Annotated in this window: 12 protein-coding genes; 6 read left to right on the top strand and 6 right to left on the bottom strand. The window is 62.8% G+C overall.

What is annotated here, in order from left to right; all coding sequences use genetic code 11:
* Nucleotides 1-29 precede the first annotated feature (29 nt).
* The 5 genes from dnaX (at nucleotide 30) to ACMYUN_RS05330 (ending at nucleotide 5,870) form a co-directional block, all read left to right on the top strand.
* Nucleotides 30-2,114, top strand: a complete 2,085-nt coding sequence (gene dnaX, locus ACMYUN_RS05350) for a DNA polymerase III subunit gamma/tau (RefSeq protein ID WP_415763162.1) — start codon at nucleotides 30-32, stop codon at nucleotides 2,112-2,114.
* Between the two features lie 66 nt (nucleotides 2,115-2,180).
* On the top strand, nucleotides 2,181-2,519 hold the full coding sequence (locus ACMYUN_RS05345) for a YbaB/EbfC family nucleoid-associated protein (RefSeq protein ID WP_003223337.1): 339 nt from the start codon (nucleotides 2,181-2,183) through the stop codon (nucleotides 2,517-2,519).
* 291 nt (nucleotides 2,520-2,810) lie between these two features.
* A complete protein-coding gene (locus tag ACMYUN_RS05340) occupies nucleotides 2,811-3,845 on the top strand; it encodes an NADP-dependent oxidoreductase (protein ID WP_415763161.1) in 1,035 nt (344 codons plus the stop codon).
* Nucleotides 3,846-3,911: 66 nt separating this feature from the next.
* Complete coding sequence (gene recR / locus ACMYUN_RS05335; RefSeq protein ID WP_064363871.1) at nucleotides 3,912-4,514, top strand: recombination mediator RecR; 603 nt, start codon at nucleotides 3,912-3,914, stop codon at nucleotides 4,512-4,514.
* A gap of 207 nt (nucleotides 4,515-4,721) precedes the next feature.
* A complete protein-coding gene (locus tag ACMYUN_RS05330) occupies nucleotides 4,722-5,870 on the top strand; it encodes an acyl-CoA dehydrogenase family protein (RefSeq protein WP_122602422.1) in 1,149 nt (382 codons plus the stop codon).
* A 152-nt stretch (nucleotides 5,871-6,022) separates the two neighbouring features.
* Here ACMYUN_RS05330 and ACMYUN_RS05325 read toward each other — a convergent pair whose 3' ends face one another.
* Complete coding sequence (locus ACMYUN_RS05325) at nucleotides 6,023-6,571, bottom strand: adenine phosphoribosyltransferase (RefSeq protein ID WP_024012326.1); 549 nt, start codon at nucleotides 6,569-6,571, stop codon at nucleotides 6,023-6,025.
* 75 nt (nucleotides 6,572-6,646) lie between these two features.
* On the bottom strand, nucleotides 6,647-7,381 hold the full coding sequence (gene fnr, locus ACMYUN_RS05320) for a fumarate/nitrate reduction transcriptional regulator Fnr (protein WP_016773865.1): 735 nt from the start codon (nucleotides 7,379-7,381) through the stop codon (nucleotides 6,647-6,649).
* Between the two features lie 154 nt (nucleotides 7,382-7,535).
* Here fnr and ACMYUN_RS05315 point away from each other — a divergent pair, with 154 nt between their 5' ends.
* Nucleotides 7,536-8,018 (top strand): hypothetical protein, encoded by a 483-nt coding sequence (locus ACMYUN_RS05315; RefSeq protein WP_129999177.1) that lies wholly within the window; start codon nucleotides 7,536-7,538, stop codon nucleotides 8,016-8,018.
* On the opposite strand, the gene hemN is transcribed toward ACMYUN_RS05315, so the two are convergent.
* The 4 genes from hemN to ACMYUN_RS05295 form a co-directional block, all read right to left on the bottom strand.
* Nucleotides 8,015-9,397: an oxygen-independent coproporphyrinogen III oxidase gene (hemN, locus tag ACMYUN_RS05310; protein ID WP_415763160.1), complete on the bottom strand. Its 1,383-nt coding sequence runs from the start codon at nucleotides 9,395-9,397 to the stop codon at nucleotides 8,015-8,017. The two genes, ACMYUN_RS05315 and hemN, sit on opposite strands and share 4 nt — an antisense overlap.
* Before the next feature lie 196 nt (nucleotides 9,398-9,593).
* Complete coding sequence (locus ACMYUN_RS05305) at nucleotides 9,594-10,277, bottom strand: sulfite exporter TauE/SafE family protein (protein ID WP_041479091.1); 684 nt, start codon at nucleotides 10,275-10,277, stop codon at nucleotides 9,594-9,596.
* A complete protein-coding gene (gene ccoS / locus ACMYUN_RS05300; RefSeq protein ID WP_039763029.1) occupies nucleotides 10,270-10,482 on the bottom strand; it encodes a cbb3-type cytochrome oxidase assembly protein CcoS in 213 nt (70 codons plus the stop codon). Before ccoS ends, ACMYUN_RS05305 begins: the two co-directional genes overlap by 8 nt.
* A 23-nt stretch (nucleotides 10,483-10,505) precedes the next feature.
* Nucleotides 10,506-12,956 carry a heavy metal translocating P-type ATPase gene (locus tag ACMYUN_RS05295; RefSeq protein ID WP_415763159.1) on the bottom strand — a complete coding sequence of 817 codons (2,451 nt, stop codon included), beginning with the start codon at nucleotides 12,954-12,956 and terminating at the stop codon, nucleotides 10,506-10,508.
* Nucleotides 12,957-13,057: the final 101 nt, after the last annotated feature.

Raw genomic sequence — 13,057 nt, 5'->3', positions numbered from 1 at the left:
TTCTGCTTCCTTCGCTGCGACGGTTTTCGATGAGTTATCAGGTTCTTGCACGTAAATGGCGTCCGCGCTCGTTCCGCGAAATGGTCGGCCAGACCCATGTGCTCAAGGCTCTGATCAATGCCTTGGACAGCCAACGGCTGCACCACGCCTACCTGTTCACCGGGACGCGCGGGGTCGGCAAGACCACCATCGCGCGGATCATTGCCAAGTGCCTGAACTGCGAGACCGGTATCACCTCCAGCCCCTGCGGCGAATGTTCGGTGTGCCGCGAGATCGATGAAGGGCGTTTTGTCGACCTGATCGAGATCGACGCCGCCAGCCGCACCAAAGTCGAGGACACCCGCGAACTGCTCGATAACGTGCAGTACGCGCCAAGCCGTGGGCGCTTCAAGGTCTACCTGATCGACGAAGTGCACATGCTGTCCAGCCATTCCTTCAATGCGCTGCTGAAAACCCTCGAAGAGCCGCCGCCCTACGTCAAGTTCATCCTGGCGACCACCGATCCGCAGAAACTTCCGGCAACGATTCTTTCGCGCTGCCTGCAGTTCTCCCTGAAGAACATGACGCCCGAGCGTGTGGTCGAGCATTTGACTCACGTGCTGACCGCAGAAAACGTACCGTTCGAAGACGATGCACTGTGGCTGCTCGGCCGCGCGGCTGACGGCTCGATGCGTGACGCCATGAGCCTGACCGATCAGGCCATCGCGTTCGGTGAAGGCAAGGTGCTCGCTACCGACGTGCGCGCGATGCTCGGCACGCTGGATCACGGTCAGGTCTATGACGTGCTGCATGCACTGATCGAAGGCGATGCCAAGGCGCTGCTCGAAGCCGTGCGGCATCTGGCCGAGCAAGGCCCGGACTGGAACGGCGTGCTCTCGGAAATTCTCAACGTGCTGCACCGCGTGGCCATCGCTCAGGCGCTGCCGGAAGGTGTCGACAATGGCCACGGCGACCGTGATCGCGTATTGGCCTTGGCCCAGGCACTGCCGGCCGAAGACGTGCAGTTCTATTACCAGATGGGCCTGATCGGTCGCCGCGATTTGCCGCTGGCGCCGGACCCGCGCGGCGGTTTCGAAATGGTCCTGCTGCGGATGCTCGCGTTCCGCCCGGCGGATACGGCGGACGCGCCGAGGCAAGCGCTAAAGCCAGTGGGGATCAGCCAGGCCACAGTTGATTCCGCAAACTCAGTGGCTGCCGCGCCGAAGCCTGCGCCGGTGGTCGCTGCGGCTGTTGCGCCCACACCTGCGCCCGCACCCGTAGCGGCGCCGGCTGCCGAGCCAGAACCCGTTGCGCCGGTTGGCGAAGCGCAACCGCAGCCTGAGCCGGTCGCTATCGAGGCCGTGGTCGATCTGCCGTGGAACGACCCGGTGGAAGCCGAGCCCGAGCCCGCGCCGCTCCAGCAACCCGCCGTCGAGCCGGTACTGGAAACCGCCGGCGAGCAGCCTGAACTGCCGCCGATGCCGCTGCCGACCCCGGACAGCGTGGTGCCGGATGCGCCGGAGTGGGCCGCTGCGCCAATTCCCGAGCCGTCCGTCGCTGACGTCGATGCCGCTACGCCAGGCATGGATATGGACGACGAACCGCCGCTGGACGAGGATTACATCGAGCCGGACATGGATTCGGCCTACAGCTACCTCGACGAACTGGCCAGCGAACACGCCGCCGATCCCGAACCTGAACCCGAGCCGGAACCTGCTGCTGCGCCGGCAACCGGTCTGGCCCTGCAATGGCTGGAGCTGTTCCCGAAACTGCCGATTTCCGGCATGACCGGCAGCATCGCCGCCAACTGCACGTTGATTGCGGTCGATGGCGATCATTGGCTGATGCACCTGGATCCGGCCCACAGTGCACTGTTCAACGCCACGCAACAGCGTCGTCTCAATGAGGCGTTGAACCAGTTTCACGGGCACACGCTGACGCTGACCATCGAGCTGATCAAGCCCGCGCAGGAAACCCCGGCCCAGGCCGCCTCGCGCCGCCGCGCCAATCGCCAGCGCGAGGCGGAGGAGTCGATCCACGGTGATCCGTTCATCCAGCAGATGGTTCAGCAGTTCGGCGCGGTGGTGCGAAGCGATACTATTGAACCTGTCGACGCCTTGGTCACCCAAGGCTAATAACTGAAGGTGCTCGGCCTCGATGGCCGGGCGCTGTTTTATCCAAGTACGTTTGAGGTGATTCCCATGATGAAAGGTGGCATGGCCGGCCTGATGAAGCAGGCGCAGCAGATGCAGGAAAAAATGGCCAAGATGCAGGAAGAACTGGCCAACGCCGAAGTCACCGGCAAGGCCGGCGGCGACATGGTCACCGTGGTGATGACCGGTCGTCACGACGTGAAAAGCGTGAGCATCGACCCAAGCCTGGTCGAAGGCCTGAGCGAAGACGACAAAGAGATGCTGGAAGCCGTGGTCGCCGCCGCCGTCAACGACGCCGTGCGCAAGATCGAAGCCAACAGCCAGGAAAAAATGGGCAGCATGACCGCCGGCATGAACCTGCCAGCGGGTATGAAACTGCCATTCTGATTCGCCATTTGGCGGCAGATGGGCTACACAAAATGCCAGGCATCGCGCCTGGCATTTTTGTTTCTGACCGGCGCGGATCGTTCCTACGCTCTGCGTGGAATGCCTCTGGGGACGCTCCGCGTTCCAGCTTGCGATTGGGACGCGGAGCGTCCCGGGCTGCATTCCCACGCAGAGCGTGGGAACGATCAGTGGGAGCGAGCCTCGGTCAAAACTGCAGAAACATCGAACACACCACCGCTACCAAGGTCTGCTCCCTATACACCGAATTCCCCATTCACAGGAGACGCTGACATGTCCGACCCTCTCACCCTCAACCAACGTTTCGTCCTCGCCTCGCGCCCGACCGGCGCACCGACCCCGGAGAACTTCCGTCTGGAGCGTGAGGCGCTGCCGGATCTGCAGGACGGTCAGGTGTTGCTGAAAACCCTGTACCTGTCGCTCGACCCGTACATGCGCGGACGTATGAGCGACGCACCGTCCTACGCTGCGCCAGTGCAGATCGGCGAAGTCATGACCGGCGGCGCCGTCAGCCGGGTCGAGCAATCCAATCATCCGAAATTTCATGTTGGTGATCTGGTGGTCGGCGCGACTGGCTGGCAGAGCCACAGCATCAGCGACGGTCGCAACATCATGCCGATCCCGGCCGGCCTGCCGAGCCCGTCGATGGCCCTCGGGGTGCTGGGCATGCCAGGCATGACCGCGTACATGGGGCTGATGGACATCGGTCAGCCGAAAGAAGGCGAAACCCTGGTGGTGGCTGCGGCGTCCGGCGCCGTCGGCTCGGTGGTCGGCCAAGTGGCGAAGATCAAAGGCCTGCGCGCGGTCGGCGTAGCCGGTGGGGCCGAGAAGTGCAAATACGTCGTTGAGGAGCTGGGTTTTGATGCCTGCATCGACCACAAGGCCGACGACTTCGCCGAGCAACTGGCCAAGGCCTGCCCCAACGGCATCGACATTTATTATGAGAACGTCGGTGGGTACGTGTTCGACGCGGTCGTGCCGTTGCTCAATCCCAAGGCGCGCATCCCGCTGTGCGGCCTGATCGCCGGCTACAACGCCGCCGAGGCGCCGACTGGCCCGGACCGCCTGCCGATGCTGCAACGCACTCTACTGACCAAGCGTGTGCGTATTCAGGGCTTCATCGTTTTCGACGATTACGGTGATCGTCAGCCGGAATTCATCAGCCACATGGTGCCGTGGGTACGCGACGGCAAGGTCAAGTTCCGCGAGGACGTGGTCGAAGGTCTGGAGCAGGCGCCCGAGGCGTTCATCGGTCTGCTGGAAGGGCGCAACTTCGGCAAACTGGTGGTCCGGGTCGCCCAGGACTGAGGATTTGACGCTGGCCAGAGGCGCGGGTATAAACCGCGTCTCGTTGTTTAGTCGGACTGTTTACCCATGAGCTTCAGCCCTTTGATTCGCCAACTGATCGACGCCTTGCGCACCTTGCCGGGCGTGGGTCAGAAAACCGCTCAGCGCATGGCGTTGCAGTTGCTAGAACGTGATCGCAGCGGCGGCACTCGTTTGGCTCAGGCCTTGAGCCAGGCCATGGAAGGCGTCGGCCATTGCCGCCAGTGCCGCACGCTCACCGAAGATGACCTGTGCCCGCAATGCGCCGACCCGCGCCGCGATGACACGCTGCTCTGCGTGGTCGAAGGGCCGATGGATGTCTATGCGGTGGAGCAGACCGGTTTCCGTGGTCGCTATTTCGTGCTCAAGGGGCATCTGTCGCCGCTGGACGGCCTGGGGCCGGAAGCGATCGGCATTCCGCAATTGATGGCGCGCATTGAAGAGGCGGGAACCTTTACTGAAGTCATCCTCGCCACCAACCCGACGGTCGAAGGCGAGGCGACGGCGCATTACATTGCGCAGTTGTTGCAGAACAAAGGTCTGATCGCTTCGCGGATTGCCCATGGCGTGCCGCTGGGCGGTGAGCTGGAACTGGTCGATGGCGGCACGCTGGCGCATTCGTTTGCCGGGCGTAAACCTATCTCCCTGTAAGTCTCTATCGCCCTTTCGGGCCACATCGCTGGCAAGCCAGCTCCCACAGTGTTGGATGTGACCCACAGCATATGTGTCCATACCGAACCCTGTGGGAGCTGGCTTGCCAGCGATGGGCGCGCCGCGCTCCATCTGATTCGCACAATTTCATTGATAACCAAGCAAGCGCTCGGTTAACGTCGGCGAACCCTTCCGTGGAGCTCGCCCATGCCTGCCTTTCAGGAATACTTCGACCCCAGCCACCAATTGGTCCGCGACAGCGTCAGACGTTTCGTCGAACGCGAGATCCTGCCGGACATTGATCAGTGGGAAGAAGCCGAAAGCTTTCCCCGTGAGCTGTACCTCAAGGCCGGTGCCGCAGGCATTCTCGGTATCGGCTATCCCGAAGCGCTTGGCGGCAGCCATGAAGGCGATCTGTTCGCCAAGGTCGCCGCCAGTGAAGAGCTGATGCGCTGTGGCTCTGGTGGGCTGGTGGCGGGGCTGGGCTCGCTGGATATCGGTTTGCCGCCGATCGTCAAATGGGCGCGGCCTGAGGTGCGGGAGCGGGTCGTCCCCCAAGTGCTCAGCGGCGAAAAGATCAGCGCCCTGGCGGTGACCGAGCCCGGTGGCGGTTCCGACGTCGCCAACCTGCAAACCCGCGCCGTGCGTGACGGTGACTTCTACCGGGTCAGCGGCAGCAAGACCTTTATCACCAGCGGCGTGCGCGCGGATTTCTACACGGTCGCGGTGCGCACCGGTGCGCCGGGGTTCGGCGGTATCAGCCTGTTGCTGATCGAGAAGGGCACGCCGGGTTTCAGTGTCGGTCGGCAATTGAAGAAAATGGGCTGGTGGGCGTCGGACACCGCTGAATTGTTCTTCGATGACTGCCGCGTGCCGGCAGGCAACCTGATCGGCGCGGAGAACATGGGCTTCGCCTGCATCATGGGCAATTTCCAGAGCGAACGCCTGGCGCTGGCATTGATGGCCAATATGACTGCGCAATTGGCGCTGGAGGAGAGCCTGAAGTGGGCGCGCGAGCGTGAGGCGTTCGGCAAACCCATCGGCAAATTTCAGGTGATCAAACATCGGCTCGCCGAAATGGCCACGGCGCTGGAAGTGTCGCGGGAGTTCACATATCGGCAAGCGGCAAAAATGGCGGCGGGGCAGAGTGTGATCAAGGAGATTTCCATGGCGAAGAACTTCGCCACCGACACCTCGGACCGGATCACCACCGAAGCCGTGCAGATTCTTGGCGGGCTCGGTTACATGCGTGAAAGCCTGGTGGAGCGGCTGTATCGGGATAACCGCATTCTGTCGATTGGCGGCGGGACGCGGGAAGTGATGAACGAAATCATCAGCAAGCAGATGGGGCTTTAAAAGCAAAAGATCGTCCGATGCATGATCGTTCCCACGCTCTGCGTGGGAATGCAGCCCGGGACGCTCCGCGTCCCTATCGCAAGCTGGAACGCAGAGCGTCCCTTGAGGCATTCCCACGCGGAGCGTGGGAACGATCAATCTTTAGATCTTGATTATTTATCAGTCAACGCAAACTGCGTCAGGCAGAACGTCGGGATGCCCATGTCCTGCAAGCGCTGCGAACCTTGCAGCTCGGGCAGATCAATGATCGCCGCCGCTTCATGCACCCGCGCGCCCATGCGGCGAATCAGGTTGGCCGCTGCAATCAACGTCCCGCCGGTAGCGATCAGGTCATCGAACATCACCACCGAATCGCCTTCACACAGGCTGTCGGCGTGCACTTCCAGAAACGCTTCGCCGTATTCGGTGGCATATCCTTCGGCGAGCACGTCCGCCGGCAGTTTGCCTTGCTTGCGGAACAGCACCAGCGGTTTGTTCAACTGATAGGCCAGTACCGAACCGATCAGAAAACCACGGGCGTCCATGGCGCCGATGTGGGTGAAGTCGGCTTCGACGTAGCGGTGGGCGAAGCTGTCCATCACCAGGCGCAGCGCCGTCGGCGACTGGAACAACGGGGTGATGTCGCGAAAGATCACACCCGGTTTCGGGAAGTCGATCACGGGGCGGATCAGGGATTTGATGTCGAAGGAGTCGAAGACCATCGGGGTGTCCTGGCAGGGCTGCAAACGGCGCAGTATACCCGCGGCTGAAACGATTCGCTCAACCGCGGGTCGTGATCAGCCTTCGATCGAACCGCCGGCCAGTGCGCACAGCTGGATCGGGTCGAGAATGTGAATCTCCTTGCCCTCGGCGGCAATCAGCTCGTTCTGCTGGAAACGGGTGAACACCCGCGACACGGTTTCCACCGCCAGGCCCAGGTAATTGCCGATTTCATTGCGCGACATGCTCAGGCGGAACTGGTTGGCCGAGAAGCCGCGAGCGCGGAAGCGGGCCGAAAGGTTGACCAGGAAGGTCGCGATGCGCTCGTCAGCGGTCTTCTTCGACAGCAGCAACATCATTTGCTGATCGTCGCGAATCTCGCGGCTCATCACCCGCATCAACTGGCGGCGCAGTTGCGGCAATTGCAGGGCCAGTTCGTCGAGGCGCTCGAAAGGTATTTCGCAGACAGAAGTGGTTTCCAGCGCCTGGGCCGACACCGGGTGTTTCTCGGTGTCCATGCCCGACAGTCCGACCAGTTCACTCGGCAGGTGGAAGCCAGTCAGTTGCTCTTCACCGGCATCGCTCAGGCTGAAAGTCTTCAGGGCGCCGGAGCGAACCGCATAAACGGAATCGAAGGTGTCGCCCTGGCGGAAGAGGAACTCGCCCTTCTTCAGCGGGCGGCCGCGTTTAACGATTTCGTCCAGCGCGTCCATGTCTTCCAGATTCAGCGAAAGTGGCAGGCAGAGCGGGGCCAGGCTGCAATCCTTGCAATGGGCCTGGTTGTGAGCGCGCAGTTTGACTGGCTCGGACATTTCTTCAATCCTTGTGGGAAAACACACATAAGCCGTAAGGGTAACTCACGCGAGGACATTCAGGCCAGCACGCGGCGGCGTTGTCCCACAGACATAAAGCCGCAGCACCTGCGGCCGATAAACAGCTATCAGCATCCATTCAGGGAAGGCCCCGATGACCGCCATTGGCACGCTAGGCCCCGGTAGCAGCGGCGTTGCTGCCGCGCCGGAGATCAACAATACCGACGCTGCGATCAACCGCGATGACGACTTGTCGAACACGGCAACCCCGACCTTGGTCGAGGGCGTCAAAGTGTCGCTGTCTGGCGCGGCCATCGCCAAATCCGCTGCTGTCGGCGGCGAGAACAGCGACGTCGATAACAGCGGCTTGCCGGAGAACATCCAGCAATTGCTGAAGATGATCCGAAAAATCCAGAAGGAGATCATCGAGAAGAAAGCGCGCATGGCGGCGGTCATGTCCGACAGAACGCTTTCCGCTGAAGAAAAGATCAACAAGCTCGCCGCATTGCGTGGTGCCATCGCCGCGCTCAACAGTGGCCTGATCACCGCCAACCTCGCCTTGTCGAAAGTGATGAACCAGTCGGCGCTGACTCCTGAGCAGAATTTCAAGGTCGGCTCGTTGCTGAACAAACCTTAAATCACTCGGGAAAAACGCTGGCGGTTCTGCTGCTCAAGGTACGCATCGAAGACCATGCATACCGAACGCACCAGTAATCGGCCCGCCGGCAACACCTCGATGCGCTCGCGCTCGAGTTTGATCAGGCCATCCGCGGCCATGCCTTGCAGTTGCGGCCACAGCGCGCCGAAATAGCCCTGAAAATCGATGTTGAACTGCTGCTCGATTTCAGCGAAATCGAGTTTGAAATTACAGATCAGCTGCTGAATCACCGCGCGGCGCAAGCGATCGTCGGCGTTGCACACCAGGCCGCGACTGGTCGCCAGTTGCGCGCTGGCGAGGCTGTTCTGATAAGCCGTGAGGTCGCTGCTGTTCTGGCAGTACAAATCGCCGATCTGGCTGATCGCCGACACGCCCAGACCAATCAGGTCGCAGTGACCGTGGGTGGTGTAGCCCTGAAAGTTGCGTTGCAGGGTGTGTTCTTCCTGAGCGATCGCCAACTCGTCATCGGGCAGGGCGAAGTGGTCCATGCCGATGTAACGGTAACCGGCAGCGGTCAGTTGCTCGATGGTGCGCTGGAGCATTTCCAGCTTGTGCACCGGGTTCGGCAGTTCGCTGCTGTTGATCCGCCGTTGCGGCATGAAGCGTTCCGGCAGGTGCGCGTAGTTGAATACCGACAGACGATCCGGTTGCAGGCTGATCACTTCCTCGACGGTGCGAGCGAAATTGTCCGGTGTCTGCTTTGGCAGGCCGTAGATCAGATCAATGTTGATCGAGCGAAATTGCAGGGTTCGCGCCGCATCGATCACCGCGCGGGTTTCTTCCAGGCTTTGCAGGCGATTGACCGCGCGCTGCACCGCCGGGTCAAGGTCTTGCAGGCCAATGCTGACCCGGTTGAATCCCAATTCGCGCAACAGGCCCATGGTCGACCAGTCGGCTTCGCGCGGGTCGATTTCGATGCCGTAGTCACCAGAATCGTCATCGAGCAGATTGAAATGCTTGCGCAGGTGCGCCATCAGCTGACGCAATTCATCGTGGCTGAGAAAGGTCGGTGTGCCGCCACCGAAATGCAGTTGCTCGACTTTTTGCGCCGGGTCGAGGTGGCAGGCGATCAACTGGATTTCCTGCTCGAGCCGTTGCAGATACGGCTGCGCACGCCCGCGATCCTTGGTAATGACCTTGTTGCAGGCGCAGTAGTAGCAAATGTTCGCGCAGAACGGCACATGCACGTACAGCGACAACGGCCGCTGCGCCTTGCGGCTGTCGCGCAGGGCATGGAACAGGTCGAAAGTGCCGACCTGACCGTGAAATTGCACGGCCGTCGGATATGAGGTGTAGCGTGGCCCCGCCAGATCGTAGCGGCGGATCAGATCAGAGTCCCAACGAATGGCGTCGAGCATGCGGGCATTCCCCCGGATAGGCTGGCAGTGTGGCGAGTCTATCGGGGGGCGGCGATGGGGCTGTTGATTTGCATCAACAGGAGGAGGTGTGTTGATCCTGCGGGCCTCTTCGCGAGCAAGCTCGCTCCCACAGATTTTGTGTACGCCTCAAATCCCCTGTGGGAGCGAGCTTGCTCGCGAAGGCCACGCCGCTGGTTTAATGGCCCATAAGCCAATGCTGATGCGGCCCGGGCAAGGTCCACAAGCCAAACAGAATCACCAGCAAGCCACCCGCCATGCGCACGCTGCGTTTGCGCAAAATGGCCGTGACCCGTTCAGCCGCCAGCCCGGTGGCGAGCAGTACCGGCCAGGTGCCGAGGCCAAAAGCGAGCATGAGCAATGCACTGTCCAGCGCATTGCCCTGGCTCGCGCTCCACAACAGCGTGCTGTAAACCAGTCCGCACGGCAGCCAGCCCCACAGCGCACCGAGCAGCAAGGCGCGCGGCAGGCTGGAAACCGGCAGCAAGCGATTCGCCACCGGTTGAATAAAACGCCACAAGCCACGCCCGAGCGCTTCGATACGGGTCAGCCCGCTCCACCAGCCGGCCAGATACAAACCCATGGCGATCAGCAGTAACCCGGCCAATACGCGCATGAACAGCGCCGCCGGACTGTTGGCGACGGCCCATCCGGCGAGGCCGATGAGCAATCCCGCCGTGGCATAACTGAGAATCCGCCCGAGGTTATACGCCAGCAACAGGCGAAAGCGCCGGCTGCGCTGCTCTTTGGGGATCGCCAGGGTCAGCGCGCCCATCAGGCCGCCACACATGCCCAGACAATGGCCGCCACCGAGCAGGCCGAGGATCAGCGCCGAGACCAGCAGAGGCGCCAGTTCAAGCATGGGGCGGCGCCTTGTCGTCCGGTTTGCCGGCGTTGGCTTCGTCCACGGCAGCGGTGTGATTGGGATCCTGATCGTCAAACAGGATGCTGTGCGCCGGGCCGTCGAGGTCATCGTACTGACCGCTGTCCACCGCCCAGAAGAAGATGTACACGGCGATGGCGACGATGAGCAAGGCAGCGGGAATCATCACGTAGAGAGCTGGCATCGGTAACTCCAGGCCCGCGCGGCTCAGGCCGGCAGCGGGCGGGTTTGGGTCGGGCTGCCGGCGGCCGGCGCGCTCGGCAGGCGAGTCAGGCGCAGGGCGTTGAGCACCACGGTCAGCGAACTGATCGACATACCGACCGCCGCCCACACCGGAGTGATCCAGCCGAGGGCGGCGAACGGCAACATGAGGCCATTGTACAGCGCCGCCCACAGCAGGTTTTCGATGATTACCCGGCGCGTGCGTCGCGCCAGTGTGAAGGCTTGCACCAAGGCGTCGAGGCGGTTGGACAGCAGCACCGCATCGGCGCTGGTTTTCGCCAGATCGGTGGCCGAGCCCATGGCCACGCTGATGTCGGCCGCCGCCAATACCGGCACGTCGTTGACGCCATCACCGAGCATCAGCACCTTGCGCCCTTCCTCGTGCAGTTGTTGCAGCACGTGCAGTTTGTCATCGGGGCGCAAGCCGCCACGGGCCTCGTCGATGCCCAGTTCGGCGGCGACACTGGCGACCATCGGCGAACTGTCGCCGGACAACAACAACGTGCGCCAGCCGCGCGCCTTGCAGGCCGCGAGCAGGGCGGGGGCGTCGTCACGCAGGTGATCATCGAGGACCAGCCACGCCAGCGGCCCGTGGCTGTCGGCGAGCAGCAGCCATTGCCCGGCTTCATCGGGCAGCGACGGCAGCGCCGCGTCGCTCAGGGCACAGGCAAATTCGGCCTGACCGATGCGCAAGCGTTGCTCACCGACCACGCCTTCCAGGCCCAGCCCCGGTGTACTGTGCACGTCCTCGGCGGCCAGTGGCGCACGGCCGAACGCCCGGGCGATCGGGTGCTCCGAACGGTTTTCCAGCGCAGCAGCGAGGCTCAGGCATTGCTCACTGTCGAGCGCGCCGAGCGGGCGAATCGAGCGCAGCACCAAGCGGCCTTCAGTGAGCGTGCCGGTCTTGTCGAAAATCACCGTGTCGATCTGGTTCAAGCCTTCCAGCACATGGCCACGGGTCAGCAGCAGCCCGAGTTTGTGCAGGGTGCCGGTGGCGGCGGTGAGGGCGGTCGGCGTCGCCAATGACAGCGCGCACGGGCAGGTCGCCACCAGCATGGCGAGGACGATCCAGAACGCCCGAGAGGAATCCAGTTGCCACCACAGCAGGCCGATCACTGCTGCCGGAATCAGCGACAGCAGGAGGAACCATTGCGCGGCGCGGTCGGCGATTTCCGCCAGACGCGGTTTCTCCGCCTGAGCGCGATCGAGCAGGCGCACGATCGCGGAAAGACGCGTGTCCTGTCCCAGCGCCTGCACCTCCACGGTCAATGCGCCTTCGACGTTAAGCGTGCCCGCAGTAACCGCATCGCCGAGCGTGCGTGGCTGCGGCAGGTATTCGCCGGTCAGCAGCGATTCGTCGATGCTCGACTGGCCGTCGATGATCTTGCCATCGGCCGGCAGAATCGAGCCCGGCTGCACCAGAATCCGCTCGCCTACGCGCAATTCGCTGAGCAGGATGCGTTCGCTCTGACCGTCGCTATCCAGGCGCAGGCACGAGGCCGGCAACAGGTTGACCAGTTGCGCAGTGGCGGCAGCGGTGCGTTCGCGGGCGCGGCGTTCCAGATAACGCCCGGCGAGCAGAAACAGCGCGAACATGCCGACCGCATCGAAGTACAGCTCGCCGACGCCGGTGATCGACGTCCAGATTCCGGCGATATAAGCGCTGCCGATCGCCAGCGATACCGACACGTCCATGGTCAGGTGGCGGGTGCGCAAATCGCGCATCGCGCCTTTGAAGAACGGCGCGCAGCTGTAGAACACGATCGGTGTGGTCAGAAACAGCGCGACCCAGCGCAGGATCGTGTGCAGCTCGGGACTGAGGTCGATGTTGAATTCCGGCCAGGTGGCCATGGTCGCCATCATTGCCTGAAACCACAGCAGACCGGCGACGCCGAGCTGGCGCAGGGCCAGGCGATTCTCGCTGGCCAGCTGTTCGCTGGCGCGGTCGGACTGGTACGGATGGGCGGCGTAACCGATGTGGCGTAGTTCGGCGAGGATCTGGCTCAGCGGCAATTGTGCGTTGGCCCAGCGTACGTGCAGGCGATGGTTGGACAGGTTCAACCGCGCTTCGGCGACGGCGGGCAGGGTGCGCAGGTGTTTCTCGATCAGCCAGCCGCAGGCGGCGCAACTGATGCCTTCCATCAACAAGGTGGTTTCAGCGAGGTCGCCTTCGTGGCGGACGAAGGGTTGTTGCACGTCGGCGCGGTCGTACAGCGCCAGTTCATCGCTCAGTTGCACCGGCAGCGCTTCGGGGTTGGCCGAGGCTTCACTGCGATGCTGGTAATAGCTTTCCAGACCACCGGCGACGATGGCTTCGGCCACGGCCTGACAGCCAGGGCAGCAGAACTCGCGGGCCTGCCCGAGGACGACGGCGGTGAAGCGGCTGCCGGACGGGACGGGCAGGGCACAGTGGTAGCAGGGGGTTGGGCTGGTCATGGTGCGCGTTCCGATGATCGTTCCCACGCTCCGCGTGGGAATGCCTCCCCGGACGCTCCGCGTCCGCTTTGGCTGGGACGCGGAGCGTCCCTGGCTGCGTT

The sequence above is a fragment of the Pseudomonas sp. CP4 genome, assembly GCF_047758505.1.
Lineage (GTDB): Bacteria > Pseudomonadota > Gammaproteobacteria > Pseudomonadales > Pseudomonadaceae > Aquipseudomonas > Aquipseudomonas fluorescens_AO.
Note: the sequence above shows the minus strand (reverse complement) of the source record. Positions and strands in the feature narration are given on the sequence as shown.